Origin of the sequence: uncultured Christiangramia sp. (assembly GCF_913046405.1) — a bacterium.
In the GTDB taxonomy this organism is placed as follows: Bacteria; Bacteroidota; Bacteroidia; order Flavobacteriales; family Flavobacteriaceae; genus Christiangramia; species Christiangramia marina.
The window spans coordinates 43,684-61,812 of sequence record NZ_CAJWRQ010000002.1 but is presented as its reverse complement, the minus strand read 5'-3'; the positions used below and the strand labels follow the sequence as shown (position 1 = coordinate 61,812).

Sequence of the window (18,129 nt, the reverse complement as noted above, 5' to 3'; positions counted from 1 at the left end):
CGTCCTCAATCAGTTCTTGACTATATACGAAGAAAGGGTTCAACTTTAGATAAAAGTTAAACCCCTTTATTTAGAACTTACACACTTTACGGGATAGTGTCATAATTGACCTAAAACGAAAATTATCTTTCTACTTTGATGACATCTACTGTAGATTGTTATCCAAAGATATCATCCTTCACTCTGAAACAAATGAACCTGAACATTTAGCTAAAACAAAAAAACCTGCCAGTTCCTGGCAGGTTTTTCTATTCAGAAGTAAAGACTGAGATTATTTTACATCTTCCATATTAATTTCTTCACCTTCTTTATTCAGAAGTTTTACTTCATCAAAGCCCATATCTTTAAATTGCTCGAATTGAGTCTTGGCATCTCCAACAACTAAATAAGCCATTTTTGATTCATCCAGATACTTATTTGCCAATTCCTGATGTTGCTCCAAAGTCATGTTATTAATAACATTTTCTTCTTTCTCAATGTAATTTGAATCAAGATCATAAGCACTCATTTCCTGTAACATCCCTAAAAGTGATCCCTGAGTTTCAAATCGGCGCGCGTTTGACTTAATCAATGCATTTTTAGTGAATTGCAGGTCTTCCTGAGAAATTCCATCTTTATACTTAGAAATTTCATCCCTGAAGATCTTTACTGATTCTCCCGTTGTATTTGTTCTAACAGAAGACGATGCCGTAAAGGTTCCTGGAATTTTAGATCCACTAAAACCAGAACGTGCTCCATAAGTATATCCTTTTTCTTCTCTAAGAATTAGGTTTACATTCCCTGAAAAGGATCCACCTAATTTGTAGTTCATCACTTCCAAAGGATAGTAATCCTCATTAGTTCTTGGAATCGCAATGTATCCAATATTTATAATCGATTGCTTTGCGTCTGGAACATCTACGAAATAAAGAGAAGCCTTATCTCGTTTATTTTCAATCTGAAAATCTGGAATAGTTACTTCTTTAGCTTCCCAGTTATTCTTAAGACCTTCAGCTGCCGCCAAAGCTTCAGCTTTATTTACATCACCAACTACATGTAATCTTGCCACAGAAGGTGAAAAGTTTTCAGAATAGAATTGCTTCAGGTCTTCCATGCTAACCGCTTCCACATCTTCTTTCGTACCTGAAGTAGTATAAGCGAATGGATGATCCTCACCATAAAGAATTTTATTGTAAACCCTGTTTGCAATGGCATTAGGGTTTGCATCATTTCTTTCTATCCCATTGATCGTACTGGTTTTAATCCTTGCTAATTCCTCTTCATCCCATCTTGGTTCCAATAGAATTTCTTCCACGAGATCCATGGTTTTTGAAAAATTTCTTTTCAAAGAGTTTCCGCGAATGACTATAGATTCATTGGTTGTATACATATAAATGCTCGCACCGAGTAGCGCAATGGCGTCTTCCAGTTCCTGCGGAGTTTTATTAGCCGTTCCTTCCATCATAATATCGCTCATTAAATTAGCAACACCATTATTTTGAAGATCATCCAGTAAATGTCCACCTTCTATAACCAAACTAAAAGATACCAGAGGCAATTCATTTTGTTCAATTCCGTAAACTTCTAAACCATTTGCAAGTTCTGTGTTCCACGCTTCAGGAACGCTGAGACTTGGAGATTCGCCCATTTCAGGTTGCACAGATCTGTCAAAATTTGAAGGAGTCTTTTCAACTTCTTCTGAAGGAGCTTCTGCTACTTCAGTTTCTTTGTTTTCAGTAATTTTTTCCTCTACGACTTCAGCTTTTTCAGAATTTTCAGTAATTAATTCAGTCTTACCCTTAGGCACAAAACTGGTCATTACATAAGGCTTGTCCTTGATATATTCTTTATAGACGCGCATCACATCCTCCTTGGTCACATTTTTAATGTTTTCCAAATCCTGCTTATAGAAATTAGGGTCACCAGCGAGAACATCATAGCGAGCTAACTGGAAGGATTTTCCAAGAACGCTGCTAATACCGTTATAGAAATCTGTCTCTAATCCTGCTTTGATCTTTTCAATATCAAAATCTGTAACTCCCTCTTGTTCGAAAAGTTCAAGAGCCTCTTCAATACCTATTTCAATGCTATCAAGATCTACTCCTGAATTTGCCGTCACGTTAATAGTAAACTGACCAGCCAACTGACTCGGACTATTATACGCATTGGCGCGAGAAGTAAGTTCTTTCTCCTTTACCAGAACTTGGTATAATGGTGCATCTTTTCCATTGGATAAAATCTGCCCAAGGTAATTTAGCGCGTAAGAATCTTCGCTATACTGCTCAACCACAGGCCATACCATATTTAATTGCGGTGCGGTGGCGAAATTGTCTTCGTGATATAAACGTTTAGTTTCATCCAGTGTTACCAATTGCGTTTCTAATGGCTCTACTTCCTGACCTTTTTTAATCTCACCAAAATATTTTTCTATAAGATTTTTAGCCTCGTCTTCCTGAAAATCTCCAGCTAAGACAAGGGTAGCATTATTAGGGCCGTAAAATTTATCGTAAAACTCCTTAACATCTTCAACAGTGGCGTTTTGAAGATCTTCAAGTTCTCCAATCACCTGCCAGCTATATGGATGACCATCAGGGTACATATTCTTATCTATTACCCAACCGGTATGCCCATAAGGATTATTATCTACACGCTGTCTTTTTTCATTCTGAACCACTTCCTGCTGATTGGCAAAAGCAGCTTCGGTTACTGTATTGATTAAAAAGCCCATTCTATCGGACTCTAACCAAAGTACTGTTTCCAGAGCATTTTTAGGTACCACTTCATAATAAATGGTTCCATCCTGCCAGGTTCCCCCGTTTAAAGTACCGCCAACATCCTGAATTGTTTTAAAAAACTGATCCTGCGGAACATTTTCGGATTCCTGAAAAAGCATATGCTCAAACAAGTGTGCAAACCCTGTTCTACCCTTCTTCTCACGGTTAGAGCCAACACCATATTGAATCGCTACGGAAACAATGGGATCTGACTTATCCTCATGTAGAATAACATTCAAGCCGTTTTCCAGCTCATACTTTTTGAATTCAAGACTCAGGTCTGCACTTGCTTCGGTTTTCACCGTGTCTTGTTCCACCATGGCCTGATCTGGTCCCGAGGAAGTATTCTGAGGAGTATCCTTAACCTTACAGGATACTGCAGCCAAAAATGTAAATGAAAGCGCTAAAGCTTTCATATTGAATCTGACGTTTGTCATATATAATTAATGTTTTTGTTAATATTTCTGAATTTAGCAAAAATCAGGCTTGTACTTCACTAGTTTTCAGATAAATTGAAATAATACTTGAAAATCGCTCAAATAGCCAATAATAAATCGAGATTTGAACTCAGGAATCTATCATAAGTTATGATCTCCAAATATTGCAACCTATTCTGAAAAAGATTTCTGCTAATGTCTTCTCATGATTTTCAGCTGACTCATTCAACATTCTGTATCCTAAACAGAAAAACAATCTTAGTTACGACGAGACTGGTAATTTTCAAAATGTAATAAGCTCATTTCAGCAGAAAGTAATGCTTCTTAAATTACCAGCATTTAAACTTGTTCATTCAAGCCATTGTCAGTTTTAATGAAATCTTCCTAGAATCCAGTTGCTTATGCGATATCTTATATTTATGATTTATTAAATGACACACTTTAATTTTTCACCACTTTTAGGGATCATAATTCTAATCTTCCAGGTTCTATAAGAGCTAGTATTATTCCGCAGGATTCTACCTGTAAGAAAATAGAGCAACTTCAGGCTAGCGTTTTTGAACAAACACTATATATGCACAAAGATAATAAAGGAAATTGGGACGGTATTAGCGTTAGACTTTAGAGAAATGTTGCCGATAATCTAAATTATCGTTTCGATTTTTATTAAATAGATCCGGAAATAGCGAATAATAGTCTTAAAGATAAACAGGTCGATATTTTACTTTTAAGTGAATTAATTACAAAGGAGGACAGCCTGGTGGACTTCAGTCATATTTATTTTACTGCAAATATCGGAGCGGCGACCTCCCCGGCAATGGATCTTGGAGCCATTATCAAAAGTTTTTTCAGTAAAAGATTGTGGATCATCGTTTTAGTACTTTCCGTATTGTTACTGATTGTAGGAACCATCATATATTTTGTAGAGCGCAGAAGCAATGATGAAAATTTTGGAGGCGAACGTTCAATCATAAAAGGTATAGGTTCAGGTTTTTGGTGGGCAGGCGTTACTATGACTACTATTGAATATTGTGATAAGTCTCCGGTAACTTTTTGGGGAAGAGCCATCGCACTTTTCTGGATGCTTATCGCTATGGCGGTCACGGCGGTTCTAACTGCATCTTTAGTAAGCGCCATTATGGGGAGTTCATCCAGTAAAAAAATAGCAATTCCAACCGATCTTAAAGACATGAAGGTACTTGCATTGCAGGAAACAAAAGCATCTATATATTTAGACGAAGAAAGAGTAAGTTTTCAAAAGGTTTCTGATCTTAAAGATAGTCTACAGCTCGTAAACTCCAAAAAGGCTGATGTCATGCAGCATATTATTCAGCAGCTTAATTATTATATAAATAGCGATGCAGCTCTCAGTCTTCGTGTTCAACCTATCCAACTTATTCCCCGACTATATGCCTTAGGAATTCGTAATAATAGTAAGTTACGCAAAGATCTAAATCGTTCTATTTTAAAAGTAATACAGACATCCCAATGGCAACGGGAGCTGGACAAATCTATTCCGCAGAAGCGATAGACATAAATTGAAAGTCACTTATTCTGAAATAAATTATTCAGAATACTAAAAATCGGAACTTCTTGAATTAGTGTATAGAACCATTTCGAGTTTGCGGTTAATGCATCACACCTTATTGATGGATCTTTACTGGTTCAATAAATTCTGTTTTGAATTTAGCAAAATAATGAATTCTGTGCGGAAGCCATGGAAAAAACCCTCAGAATTAATAAATTAAGAGGGTCTTTAGTACTCGGGACGGGACTTGAACCCGTACGACCTAATGGTCATTGGATTTTAAGTCCAACGTGTCTACCAATTCCACCACCCGAGCTTAAAATTATTAAAGAGCGAAAAACGGGATTCGAACCCGCGACCTCCACCTTGGCAAGGTGGCGCTCTACCAACTGAGCTATTTTCGCGATTTTAAAGAACAAAACGCTTTTTATCATAGCGTTTATTGCGGAGGCAAATTTAAAACAAATCTTATAACAGCAAAGAATTATTTAAGAAAAAAGCTGACTCAAAACTAATTCTTTCCAGCCACGATGCTTACCTCTTCATTATCAGCAATGAGGAATTAAACAACTTTTACTTAATTCGTTCATCAGCAATAATTAACTGTCATACTTCAAGTGCAACACATAAAAATACTTATTGCTTACTGAGCATCCTCTTGATCTCATTCAGCTTCATCAAGGCTTCTACAGGCGTTAGTGTATCTATATCGATTCCCAATAGCTCCTGCTTCAAATCTTCCAGTAAGGGATCATCCAGATTGAAAAAACTAAGCTGCATTTCCTCTTCCGCAGAACTTTTCATAACCGCACCAGAATCTTCCATCGAGTGGGAAGCCTCTAGTTTCGCAAGAATTTTGTTCGCTCGATGTAAAACCATTTGCGGCATCCCCGCCATCTTTGCGACATGTATCCCGAAACTATGTTCACTACCTCCGGGCACAAGCTTCCGAAGAAACAGCACATTATCCTTTAATTCCTTGAGCGACACATTGTAGTTCTTTATTCTGCTAAAGGTTTCACACATCTCATTCAGCTCATGGTAATGTGTAGCGAACAATGTTTTTGGCCGGGCCGGATGTTCGTGCAAATACTCGCTAATCGCCCAGGCAATACTAATTCCATCATAGGTGCTAGTTCCTCTTCCAATTTCATCAAGCAGCACGAGACTTCTTTCAGAAATATTATTCAGAATACTCGCAGTTTCATTCATTTCTACCATAAAAGTAGATTCTCCCATCGAAATATTATCGCTCGCTCCTACCCGGGTAAAGATCTTATCCACCAAACCAATTTCTGCAGCTTTCGCGGGTACAAAACTCCCCATTTGAGCCATAAGAACGATTAACGCAGTTTGTCGCAATATGGCCGATTTACCACTCATATTTGGCCCCGTAATCATGATGATCTGCTGGTCCTCTCGATCAAGATTAACATTGTTGGTCACGTAAACTTCTCCAGATGGTAACTGCTTCTCGATCACTGGGTGCCTTCCTTCTTCGATCGCCAGTGTATGACTATCGGTGATAGACGGTCGGGAATAATTCTCCAGTTTCGCCAGTTGAGCAAACGAAGCAAGACAATCCAGTCGTGCGATTAACTTTGCATTTCGCTGTACTGGATCAATATATTCCGCCATCCAGGAGATCAGTTTTGAGAATAATTCCTGTTCAAGTTGCTGGATCTTCTCCTCTGCTCCCAGAATCTTGGACTCGTATTCCTTGAGCTCCTCTGTAATATAACGTTCAGCGTTTACAAGGGTTTGCTTTCTGTTCCAAGTTTCCGGCACCTTGTCTTTATGTGTATTTCTAACTTCGATATAATAACCGTACACATTGTTCTTTCCGATCTTTAAGGATGTGATGCCTGTTTCCTGGGTCTCACGTTTGATCATATTATCCAGATAATCCTTTCCAGAAAAAGCTATGGCCCGCAGGTCATCTAATTCTGAAGAAAAACCTTTCGCGATCACATTTCCTTTCTGAACATTGACCGGTGCTTCTTCCGTAATACTTTCAGAAATCTTACTACGCAACAGATCGCAGCTGTTCAAAGTATCCCCAATAACCCTGATTGCTTCATTATCGCATTCCAGAGCGAGTTCTTTAATTGGAATGATAGCATTCAGCGAATGTCGTAGCTGGTTCACTTCACGCGGACTAATCTTCTGAGTAGCAACCTTGGAAATTAGACGTTCCAGGTCGCTCATTTCTCTTAATTGCTCCTGAATTCTTTCTAAACTGTCCGGATTCTTCAGTAGAAAATCTACAACTTCCAGTCGTTGCTCTATAAGATTCGCATCTTTGAGCGGTAGTGCCAGCCAGCGTTTTAAAAGTCGGCCACCCATTGGTGAGATCGTTTTATCGATCACATCAAGCAAGGTCACAGCATTTGCCGCATTGGAATGATACAATTCCAGGTTCCTGATGGTAAACCTGTCCATCCATACGTATTGCTCTTCCGCGATTCGGTTTAAAGAAATAATATGCTGAAGGCGATGATGCCTGGTTTCACCAAGATAATAGAGAACGGCTCCAGAAGCAACGATTCCCTCCTCAAGATGGTCTACACCAAAACCTTTTAGCGATTTTGTTCCGAAGTGATCGTTGAGAGTTTCATGAGCATAATCACTTTTAAAGATCCAGTCATCGAGAAAGAAACAATGATGATCCTTGCCAAATGCCGATGTGAAATCCTTCTTATACTTCTTCTGAACAAGAATTTCACTAGGTGAAAAGTTCTGAAGTAGTTTATCAATATATTCCTGATTTCCCTGTGCGCATAAAAATTCACCCGTAGAAATATCCAGAAAAGAAATTCCCAGGTTTTTCTTTCCGAAGTGAACCGCACAAAGGAAATTATTCGATTTACTGCTTAATATATCGTCGTTAAACGCAACCCCGGGAGTAACCAGTTCGGTCACGCCTCTTTTAACGATCGTTTTAGTCATTTTCGGGTCCTCTAACTGATCGCAAATCGCAACTCGCTGACCTGCTCTGACTAATTTTGGCAAATAGGTATTGAGTGAATGATGAGGAAAGCCCGCCAGCTCCGTGCGCTCACCACCATTATTACGATTGGTAAGTACGATATTGAGAATTCGCGCAGCCTTTACTGCATCCTCTCCAAAAGTTTCATAAAAATCACCAACCCTGAAAAGCAGCATGGCATCAGGATATTTCAGCTTAATGCTATTGTACTGTTTCATTAAAGGGGTCACCTTCTGCGATTTCTTCTCTGCCAATTTTCCGGGATTTTATGGAATGCTAATGTAAAGATTCAGGACTTTGTCCGAAAATTTAATCTAAAATTTCGACAAGAAGCGTCAAAAGAAATAGTGCTGACCATAAAATAGTTCTGGACCAATTTCTGGAAACCAGTTTCCCGGTGATATGCTCACAACTTTCAGATGGTTTGATCGCATTATGTAAAGGCACAAAAATAAGAAAGGTCAGCAGCCATAATGCTACTATAAAAAGTAAGCTTGTAATCTCATAAACACCCTGATGTAGGAAAAATTGCCAAATCGCAACGATCAATTGTAAGATCATTAAAGGCCCCACGATCACCCCAATTCTTCCGGTGTACTTTTTATGCCAGTCACCAAGTTCATTCTGCCCGTAATGACAAAGCCCAGGATATATAACCAGTTGCACGATCCAGATCAGGACCATAAGTCCGAAATCAAGCAAAAGTCTGATCGTTTGTAATTCCATCGACTCCATATATTATTGATAACCCGCAGCCTGCAAATTAAACAACTCAGCATATAACTTATCATTTGTCATCAACTCCTGGTGAGTTCCAATTTCTTCTACCTGACCGTCTTTTAAAACCATAATTCTGTCTGCAATACGCACGGTACTAAATCTATGCGAAATGATCACTGCAGTTTTACCCTGAGTTAATTGAATAAAGCGCTGGAATGCCTCGGTTTCTGCACGGGCATCAAGAGCCGAAGTTGGTTCGTCAAGGATCAGCACCTCTGCATCTTTCATATAAGCCCGGGCGATCGCGATTTTTTGCCACTGACCTCCGGAAAGATCCTTCCCGTTCTTAAATCTTTTCCCTAACTGCTGCGCATAGCCAAGCGGTAATTCTGAAACTACTTCCTGCGCCAGACTTTTCTGAGCAGCACTATCTATTCGGGATTGATTGCCTATTTCTCCAATTTCACCCATAGCAATATTCTCTCGTAGCGTCAATTCAAATTTCACGAAATCCTGAAAGATCACGCCAAAGTATTGCTGATACGCCGCCTGGTTATACTTTTGAATTGGAACGTGATCAAGTAAGATCTCCCCTTCCGTTGGTTCATAAAACTGTAAAAGTAATTTGATCAAGGTAGTTTTACCAGCTCCGTTCTCACCAACAAAGGCCAGTTTTTCTCCAGCTCTAAGGTGAAAATTGATATTTCTAACCACCCATTTTTCAGATTTTGGATATTTAAAACCAACATTTTTAAACTCGAAACCATGTTTGATCTCTTTTGGCAATTCAAGCTTTTCTTCTGAATTTTCATTGCTGAAGGACAGATCCAGGAATTCGAAATAATCCTGAAGATAGAGAGCACTCTCGGTAATTTGAGTAAAACGGGTGAAAAAACCCTGTAATTTTGATCGTAATCTATTGAAGGATCCAGATAAGAATGTCAGGTCACCAATACTGAAGATCCCGGCAACGGTTCTAAAGATGATAAAGACATAAGCACCATAATAGGCTCCTGTTCCAACAATATTAAAAACTGAACCCCAACCAGCTCTTTGCTTCGCCAGGCTCTTACTTTGCTTATAATATTTGGCTGATAGATTCTGAAATCTTCCCGCAAGGTAATCTGAGAGTCCGAACAACTTTACCTCTTTTGCAGTGACATCACTGGCACCCGCATAACGCAAGTAATCAAGTTCCCGTCTTTCCTGGGTCCAGCTTCGGGCCAGAGAATAGCTTGTTCCGCTAAACTTGATCTCGTTAATGATGGTAGGAATGATCGAAACGATCAAAAGAATGATTAACCACGGCTCGAAAGCAACGACCCCGGCAAGTAAGGAGATAATCACAATAACATCCTCACCCTGGGTTAAAATATTAGACATTAATCCTACTCTTCCCGTGGTTTGCTGCCGCGCTCTTTCCAGTTTATCATAAAATTCAGAATCTTCAAGCTGATCCAGATTAAGCTCTGAAGTTTTTTTTATTATTCTTACCGATGTATCAATAGAGTACTGATCGCCTAAAAGTGCGTCACTTAAGCTAATCCCACGACTTAACAGATCTGAAAGTATAGCCAGTCCAAATTCTGCCGCCACCAGCATCCATAATCTATCCAGGTCTTTTAGTTCATTCCCTATTTGCAGGATCACTTCATCAATGATCAATTTTCCCAGCAAAAGCATGATCACCGGTAACACCGCATTTAAAACACGACCAAAAATATTAGCATAAAAAAGTGATGGATTAACTTTCCTTATTTCTTTAAAAAATCTGGGGATGAATTTTAGGGAGGCAAAACTCTCTCTAAAATTGATCTTATTGGCTTCTAAGGTCTTTTTTCTTCTTGGCAAATTCTAATTTTTGGATGCCTCGCAATTTAAGCGAAAGCGATAAAAAATGAGCTGCTTAGGTCGTAATTACAACTTAATCCTAACATTTGTACAAGCTGCGAAATTGGATACCCTTATTTGCTTCTGAAGTTTTGCTATTTTTGCCAGCATGGCCAACAGGAAACTTAAAAATGCAGAACTGGACCGGAAAACGGTTTCAGAATTTAAAGAAGCAACCAAGACTCCAATTATCATCATTCTGGACAATATTAGAAGTCTGAATAATATTGGATCGGTTTTTAGAACTGCCGATGCATTTTTGATCGAAAAGATCTATTTATGCGGGATTACTGCCAGACCACCACACAAGGATATCCAAAAAACTGCTCTGGGTGCCACGGAAACTGTCACATGGGAATATGTCGAAGATACTCTTGAGCTTGTCATAAAACTTCAGCAGGAAGGAAAAAAGGTCTACGCTATAGAACAGGCCGAAGATGCTGTGATGCTGAATAAATTTGAACCTTTAAAGGATCAGACTTCCGCAGTAATATTCGGGAATGAAGTGAAAGGCGTGCAACAGGAAGTAGTAACTGCCAGTGATGCGGTTATAGAAATACCTCAGCTGGGCAGCAAACATTCTCTGAACATTTCAGTAAGCACAGGGGTTGTAGTATGGGATCTATTCTCGAAATTACAGCGATAAACTAGTTTACAGCTTTATCGATCTCGGCCAGAAGCTTTAAATAATCCTGCCGGTTCGCCACGAAATCCAGATCAGAAATATCGATGATCTGCACCTTCATATTACTTTGAGACTTGATAAAATTCAGGTAACTCTTATTGATCTCAATCAAATACTCCGGTTGAATATTCTGCTCATAATCCCTGCCTCTTTTCCTGATATTCTGAAGCAACCTGTCGGTATTTTGATACAAATAGATATAAAGTTCCGGCTTTACCAACTCCTTATACATGAGATGAAATAACTTGTGATACAGTGAATATTCATCTTCATGAAGTGTAATTCTTGCAAATATAAGCGACTTGAACACGTCATAATCTGAAATGATAAAGTCCTTAAATAGATCGTACTGCGCCAGGTCATCTGAGAGTTGCTGATACCTGTCTGCCAGGAAAGACATTTCCAATGAAAATGCGTAGCGATCCTTATCCTCGTAAAACTTAGGTAAAAATGGATTGTCCTTAAAGCGTTCGAGGATCAGTTTTGCATTAAAATCTTCGGAAACCATCGTGGAAAAACTGGTTTTACCGGCACCAATATTTCCTTCTACCGCGATATAATTACAACCAGGAAAATTATACTTCTTACCCGGAATATTTAATTTCTTTGAAACCTTATTGATTTCTGAAGTATCACTGGTATCTGCCAGTAGATCGCGATAAGATTTTTTAATAACCGGGTGGATTTCCTTAGCCGCAATATCCTGAAGCGGTAGTAAAACGAATTTTCTATCTGGAATTCCGGGATGCGGGATCTGCAAGTTTTCGACCTGAATGATCTCTTTCTCAAAAATTAGAAGATCCAGATCGATCACCCTGTTTTGATAGACACCGGAATTATTTCTCTCTCGGCCCAGCTCAATTTCTATTGCCTGTAAATTTTTTAGAATTTGCTGTGCATCCAGCCTTGTCTCGATCTTCGTACAAGCATTGAAAAATGAATTTCCTTCAAATCCCCAGGCCGGAGTTTCGTAAATACCTGAAACCTCCCGAACCCAACCAATCTTTTCATGAATTTGATCAAGTGCAGTTTGCAAATAACCTAGACGGTCGCCAAGGTTACTACCTAAGGCCAATAGTACTGTTTTAGGGGAATTCAAAACGGATTAAGAAAATTTTAATAGGTAGCTTCAAATAATTTCACAGCAAATTAAGCAAAACAAAAGCACATACTCTTAATTTTGCAGCAAGACTTAATAAAAAAATTTGAGTAAACTTTCCCGGAAAAAGAAGCACAGGGCTTTACAAATTTATATGATCCTGAGCGCGTTGTTCATTACCTCTCTGGTAGTCTCCAACCTGATCTTTCAAAAGTTTTTTTACTGGGATTTCTTCGGAATATACACTTTTGAGATTTCCGTAGGAATTTTACCATATCCAATCACCTTTTTGATCACCGATACTATTAGCGAAATCTATGGAAAAAAGAAGGCCAACCAGGTAGTAACTAGTGGCATCTTTGCCTCGGTTTTTTCCTTATTGATTATTTATATCGCAGATTATGTTCCTGCTACCAGCTGGTCACCTATTGGTAACGAAATTTTTGGACGGGTCTTTGGAGCTACAGCCATTGCGGTTTTTGCCAGCATGGTCGCCTATTTACTAGCTCAGTATGTGGACATTCAGTTATTTCATTTCTGGAAGAAACTGACCCGCGGGAAACATCTCTGGCTAAGAAACAATTTCTCTACCTTCCTTTCCCAGTTTGTAGATACATTCTCGGTCCTATTCTTGCTCTGTACATTTAATAAAATTTCGTGGGAACTCTTTGGCGGACTTTTATTGAGCGGATTTCTTTTTAAAGTTTTGATCGCTGCGATAGACACACCATTTTTGTACGCTGCGGTTTTCGCCTTCAGAAAATATTTTAAACTGAAGCCTGCGGAAGAAATACAATTTGATCAACCTACTCTCGAATAGCATAGCTGTTCTAAAACATAGAATTATGAAAAAAGCATTTAAAATAATTGGATTTACACTACTCACGATCATCATTTTATTAGTGATTGCACCTTTTGTATTTGAATCTCAGCTGAAGGATCTCGTGAGGAAGACTTTGAACGAGAACATGGATGCTCAGGTAGATTTTGAAGATATTAACCTTAGTATGTTTCGAAATTTTCCGGATGCCACTTTGGTGATCGAGGATCTTAGCATTATAAATAATGAACCTTTTAAAGGAGATACCCTGGCACTTAGTGAGGAGATCATTCTGGAAATGTCTGTCAAGGAACTTTTTAAGAGTAGTTCTGAACCTAAAAGAGTAGATCAGGTAAAGATCAATAACGCTTATCTAAATATTAAGGTAGACTCACTGGGACAGGCTAATTATGATATTGCTATTGAAGATACCACGGCACCCGCCGGAGATTCGACCGCTACAGGATTCAGCTTAGACCTGAAGCACTACGAAATCAACAATACCAGGATCAAGTATAAGGATGAGTCCGCGAAGATCGCACTGGATGTTGAAAACCTGAATCATGAAGGTAATGGCGATTTCTCTCTTGCTACTTCTGAACTGGAAACCTATTCCGAAGCGCTGGTAAGTCTCGATTATGACGGAGTAAATTATCTGAATCAGAATTCTGTTAGCCTTGATGCTGTGTTGGAAATGGACCTGGAGAACATGCGCTATACGTTTCTTGAAAACGAAGCCATGGTGAACCAGTTACCATTAACCTTTGATGGTTATGTACAGGTAAATGAAAGTGATACGGAGATGGACCTGAGCTTTAAAACCCCTTCTTCAGATTTCAAAAATTTCCTGGCGGTGATTCCGCAAACTTACGCGCAGAATATTGAAAATGTGGAGACCAACGGAGACTTTATCGTTGACGGTAGAATCTTCGGAAAAGCTGACGATACTTATATTCCGAAGTTGAACGTGAAAATATCTTCCAGTAACGCTTCTTTCAAATATCCAGAACTGCCTAAAAGTGTTCAGGATATCAATCTGGATATGGTGATTATTAATGATACGGGAATTGCAGAAGACACTTATATCGATATCAATACGGCTACCTTCAGAATAGATGAAGATCAATTTTCTGCCAATGGAAAAGTGAGCAATCTTACTGAAAATATGCTGGTAAGTCTAGCCTTAAAGGGAAGTATAAATCTGGCTAACCTCAACAAAGCCTATCCGCTGGAGCTTGAACAGGATCTAAATGGAAGGCTTACTGCAGATGTACAGACCAGTTTCGATATGAATTCTATTGAAAAAGAACAATATCAAAATGTACAAAGTAAGGGAACGGCTTCTATTTCAAACTTTAGTTATGCCTCTCCTGAAATTCCAAACAAGATCAATATTTCCAATGCAAATATGAGTTTCAACCAGGGAAATGTAAGTGTTCCAGAATTGAAGCTTAGCACCGGAAAAACCGATCTTACTGCAAATGGAACCATTCAAAACCTGATTGGATTTTTGTTTACAGATCAGCAGCTAAAAGGTAATTTTAAAGCTAGATCGAATGTGTTTTCTGTGAATGATTTTATGTTAGCTGAAACTGAAGAGGTCACCACGACCACTGTAGATGGAGAACAAAAGACAGAAAGCAAGACCACTGGAAAGGAAGCCGTAAAGATCCCTTCTTTTCTGGATATTCAGTTACAATTTGATGCTAATACGGTTTTTTATGATAATCTGGAATTAAAGAATGTAACTGGATTATTGATTATTAAAGATGAATCTGCCAGATTGCAGAACGTGTCCACCAATATCTTTAATGGTAGTATTGGTGCCAATGGGTTTTTATCCACAAAAAACCCTACTCCTACTTTCGAGATGAACCTCGATCTTAATTCATTGGATATCGCGTCCTCTTTTAACGGACTTGAACTTATGCAGAATCTTGCTCCACTGGCAAAAGCCATGAAAGGAAAAGTACAGTCCAAAGTAAATTTAAAGGGTAACCTGAACGAAGATCTTACCCCGCAACTTACCAGCCTTGTGGGTGATGCGCTTGCAGAGTTACTTACTGCAGAACTCGACCCGCAACAAGCAGCATTATTATCAAAACTTGATAGTCAGCTTGGTTTCATCAATTTCGATAAGATCGATCTTTCCAACCTTAAAACGAAGCTTTCATTCAATGATGGACAGGTAGCTATTGCACCATTTGATTTTGACATTAAAGGAGTAAAGTTTCAGGTTAGTGGTACTCATGGATTCGATATGAATATGAACTATGACCTGAAGCTGGACATTCCGGCAAAATATCTTGGGAATGATGTGGGCGGAACACTCGGAAAACTGAGTGGTGAGGACTTCGCTAATATGATGGTTGCACTACCCGTTGGAATCACCGGTAGTTTTCAGAATCCAAAAATCAATTTAAATATGCAGCAGGCGGTGAACAGTCTTACCCAGAAGGTGGTTGAAAAGCAAAAAGGCAAGCTGGAAGAGAAGGCTGTAGACGCGATCAACGATATCCTTCAGGGGAAACGTGATCCCAAAAAACCTTTCGGTAAAAATGATACAACTGCTGTAAAACAGGACAGCATCGCTCAAAGTAAAACGACTAAATCTGATAGTATTCAGAAGTCACAGAAGGAGCAGGTTCAGAATGCTGCAAAGAATATTCTGGGTGGCATCCTTAAGAATAACAAAAAGAAAACCGATACCACTACCAAAAACAATTAGAAACATAAAAGCAGAACCTTCCGGTTCTGCTTTTTCTTTGATTTGTATCTAAAATTACAGCACTACTTTGATCTCGACTACGTGACCTTCGTGTCCTCTTACATTAAATGCAGTTCCATCATCAAAGATGAGGTACTGACCTTTGATCCCGCGTAATAAGCCTTCATAAAACGGACTCTTACTCAAATTCAGGGTTTTTACTTTTTCAGGGTATTTCTCTACTGGAAATTTAATTTCAGTCTCCTGGTTACTGGCGAGATAATAGTCACGCGCTTCATCTGGAATGAATTGCTTCAGTTTATCTCTTTCAGCATGAAGATCCAGATCAAGCACATCGTTGGTTAACATCTTCCTCCAGTTGGTTTTATCTGCTACATGATTTTTTAAGGCAACCTCCGTAATACCGGCAAGGTAACGATTGGGAACCTCCACAATTTCGATCGCTTCATGCGCACCCTGATCGATCCATCTTGTAGGCACCTGGGTTTTGCGCGTAACCCCAACTTTTACATCACTTGAATTTGCCAGGTAGACGATATGCGGTTGCAGCTGCGATCTTTTTTCATACTCCAGATCACGATCTTCTTCATTCAAATGCGCTTTACTTTTCTCCGGACTAATCACCCATTCCCCAGCCTGCGGTATAGAGCTGAAACAATCATAACATAGACCTTGTCTGAAAATTTTCTTCTGAAGCCCACAGTTTAAACACTCATATTTTAGAAAATTGATACTTATTTTCTTGCCTATCAATTGATTCATATGAATGAAATCATCCTTCCAGACTAAATAATACTGTACTGTATCGCTAAGTTCGGTTCTCATTTTGGTAAGGACACCGCTATAGATCATTGAATTTTATTTTTAAGACTAAACTATTTTTTTGCAGGCTTCAAAGAATCCGTTATTTTTAACCAGATAACGTCACGCCTGCAAAACAAGGCTTAAAGATAGAAATAAATAATGCCAATTCCATTAGTCAACTCCATTGCTTCTTGGTTCTTAAAGAAGAGAATTCATCAAATGGAATTGTTCATTAAGTATCCTCATGAGGTACAGCAAGAGCTGCTTCGAAACCTTATTACCAAAGCAAAGAATACTGAAGTCGGGAAGCGCTACCATTTTTCTGAGATCAATAATTACCAGAAATTCAGGGAACGTGTTCCTATTCAGAAATATGAAGATATCGAAAGTGATATTGAGCGAAGCCGTAAAGGTGAACATAATATTTTCTGGCCGGGAGCTATTCGATGGTTTGCAAAATCAAGCGGTACGACCAATGCAAAAAGCAAATTTATTCCCGTTAGTCAGGATTCACTGGAAGCCTGCCATTACGCTGCCGGGAAAGACCTCATCTGTATCTACCTGAATAATAATCCTAGTTCACAGATGTTTACCGGTAAAAGTTTGCGTTTGGGAGGAAGCAAGGAACTTTACCAGGAAAATGGAACCAGCTACGGAGATCTTTCTGCCATTCTTATAGATAATATGCCTTTCTGGGCAGAGTTTAGCAGCACACCGAGTAATGAAGTTTCGTTGATGCATGATTGGGAAACCAAAATGCAGGCAATTGTAAACGAAACCATTAAGGAACGGGTAACCAGTCTTGCCGGTGTTCCTAGCTGGATGCTGGTTTTACTGAATAATGTGTTGCAAAGTACCGGCAAGGAAAACGTATTTGAAGTCTGGCCTCACCTGGAAGCATATTTTCATGGCGGAGTAAGTTTCGAGCCCTATGCTTCCCAGTACCAAAAAATATTACCGAAGGAAGATTTCAGGTTCTATGAGATCTACAATGCTTCTGAGGGCTTTTTCGCCTGTCAGGATCTTAACGATTCCAAAGAAATGCTCCTCATGCTGGATTATGGGATATTCTATGAATTTATCCCTATGGATAGCTACGGCTCTGCCCTGGAACACGCGATCCCACTTGATGAAGTGCAAATAGGCGTGAACTATGCCGTAGTGATCACGACAAATGCCGGCTTGTGGCGCTATAAGATTGGTGATACCATTAAGTTTACCAATACCAATCCTTACCGTATTAAAGTTACCGGAAGAACCAAGCATCATATCAACGTTTTTGGTGAAGAACTTATCATTGAAAATGCCGAATCTGCTCTCAAAAAGGTTTGCCTTTTAACCAACTGTGAGATCAAGGATTATACAGTTGCGCCTATATTTATGGAAGGCCGGGAGAAAGGTGCGCATGAATGGATGATTGAATTCAAGAACGAACCGAAAGATTTCGATAATTTCAAGGTTCAGCTCGATCTTGCCTTGCAGGAAGTAAATAGTGATTATGAGGCAAAGAGGTATAATAATATAACCTTAAACGCACCACTTGTACACCAGGCGCGTCCTGATTTATTTTACGATTGGTTGAAAATGCACAATAAAGTTGGTGGCCAGCATAAAGTACCAAGACTTTCAAATTCCAGGACTTATCTTGAGGAATTGCTGAAATTAAGCAACTAGTC

At 39.1% G+C, this 18,129-nt stretch carries 11 protein-coding genes and 2 tRNA genes; 5 read left to right on the top strand and 8 right to left on the bottom strand.

Annotated elements, in window-relative coordinates; all coding sequences use genetic code 11:
• Nucleotides 1–271: 271 nt before the first annotated feature.
• A complete protein-coding gene (locus QZ620_RS00650) occupies nucleotides 272–3,190 on the bottom strand; it encodes a pitrilysin family protein (RefSeq protein ID WP_295177991.1) in 2,919 nt (972 codons plus the stop codon).
• Between the two features lie 760 nt (nucleotides 3,191–3,950).
• Between QZ620_RS00650 and QZ620_RS00645 the strand changes: the two genes are divergently transcribed.
• Nucleotides 3,951–4,721: an ion channel gene (locus QZ620_RS00645; RefSeq protein ID WP_366935403.1), complete on the top strand. Its 771-nt coding sequence runs from the start codon at nucleotides 3,951–3,953 to the stop codon at nucleotides 4,719–4,721.
• Between the two features lie 229 nt (nucleotides 4,722–4,950).
• Here the strand turns inward: QZ620_RS00645 and QZ620_RS00640 are convergent.
• The 5 genes from QZ620_RS00640 to QZ620_RS00620 all read right to left on the bottom strand — a co-directional run bounded on the left by QZ620_RS00640 (nucleotide 4,951) and on the right by QZ620_RS00620 (nucleotide 10,278).
• Nucleotides 4,951–5,034 (bottom strand) — tRNA-Leu (locus tag QZ620_RS00640).
• A 15-nt stretch (nucleotides 5,035–5,049) separates the two neighbouring features.
• Nucleotides 5,050–5,122: transfer RNA gene (locus QZ620_RS00635), tRNA-Gly, on the bottom strand.
• 232 nt (nucleotides 5,123–5,354) lie between these two features.
• Complete coding sequence (gene mutS, locus QZ620_RS00630; RefSeq protein WP_295177989.1) at nucleotides 5,355–7,961, bottom strand: DNA mismatch repair protein MutS; 2,607 nt, start codon at nucleotides 7,959–7,961, stop codon at nucleotides 5,355–5,357.
• A gap of 55 nt (nucleotides 7,962–8,016) precedes the next feature.
• On the bottom strand, nucleotides 8,017–8,433 hold the full coding sequence (locus QZ620_RS00625) for a hypothetical protein (RefSeq protein WP_295177987.1): 417 nt from the start codon (nucleotides 8,431–8,433) through the stop codon (nucleotides 8,017–8,019).
• 12 nt (nucleotides 8,434–8,445) lie between these two features.
• Nucleotides 8,446–10,278: an ABC transporter ATP-binding protein gene (locus QZ620_RS00620; RefSeq protein WP_295177985.1), complete on the bottom strand. Its 1,833-nt coding sequence runs from the start codon at nucleotides 10,276–10,278 to the stop codon at nucleotides 8,446–8,448.
• Nucleotides 10,279–10,426: 148 nt separating this feature from the next.
• Here QZ620_RS00620 and QZ620_RS00615 point away from each other — a divergent pair, with 148 nt between their 5' ends.
• The gene (locus QZ620_RS00615; protein WP_295177982.1) at nucleotides 10,427–10,963 is read left to right on the top strand and encodes an RNA methyltransferase; all 537 of its coding nucleotides are present in this window, start codon (nucleotides 10,427–10,429) and stop codon (nucleotides 10,961–10,963) included.
• A gap of 1 nt (nucleotide 10,964) precedes the next feature.
• Here QZ620_RS00615 and folK read toward each other — a convergent pair whose 3' ends face one another.
• A complete protein-coding gene (gene folK / locus QZ620_RS00610; protein ID WP_295177980.1) occupies nucleotides 10,965–12,101 on the bottom strand; it encodes a 2-amino-4-hydroxy-6-hydroxymethyldihydropteridine diphosphokinase in 1,137 nt (378 codons plus the stop codon).
• A 154-nt stretch (nucleotides 12,102–12,255) separates the two neighbouring features.
• Here folK and QZ620_RS00605 point away from each other — a divergent pair, with 154 nt between their 5' ends.
• Together QZ620_RS00605 and QZ620_RS00600 are read left to right on the top strand one after the other, a co-directional pair.
• Complete coding sequence (locus tag QZ620_RS00605) at nucleotides 12,256–12,921, top strand: queuosine precursor transporter (protein WP_295177993.1); 666 nt, start codon at nucleotides 12,256–12,258, stop codon at nucleotides 12,919–12,921.
• A 25-nt stretch (nucleotides 12,922–12,946) separates the two neighbouring features.
• Nucleotides 12,947–15,649 (top strand): AsmA family protein, encoded by a 2,703-nt coding sequence (locus QZ620_RS00600; protein ID WP_295177978.1) that lies wholly within the window; start codon nucleotides 12,947–12,949, stop codon nucleotides 15,647–15,649.
• A 54-nt stretch (nucleotides 15,650–15,703) separates the two neighbouring features.
• Here QZ620_RS00600 and QZ620_RS00595 read toward each other — a convergent pair whose 3' ends face one another.
• Nucleotides 15,704–16,501, bottom strand: a complete 798-nt coding sequence (locus tag QZ620_RS00595; RefSeq protein WP_295177976.1) for a DUF2797 domain-containing protein — start codon at nucleotides 16,499–16,501, stop codon at nucleotides 15,704–15,706.
• A gap of 111 nt (nucleotides 16,502–16,612) precedes the next feature.
• Here QZ620_RS00595 and QZ620_RS00590 point away from each other — a divergent pair, with 111 nt between their 5' ends.
• Nucleotides 16,613–18,127: a GH3 auxin-responsive promoter family protein gene (locus QZ620_RS00590; RefSeq protein WP_295177974.1), complete on the top strand. Its 1,515-nt coding sequence runs from the start codon at nucleotides 16,613–16,615 to the stop codon at nucleotides 18,125–18,127.
• Nucleotides 18,128–18,129 lie beyond the last annotated feature (2 nt).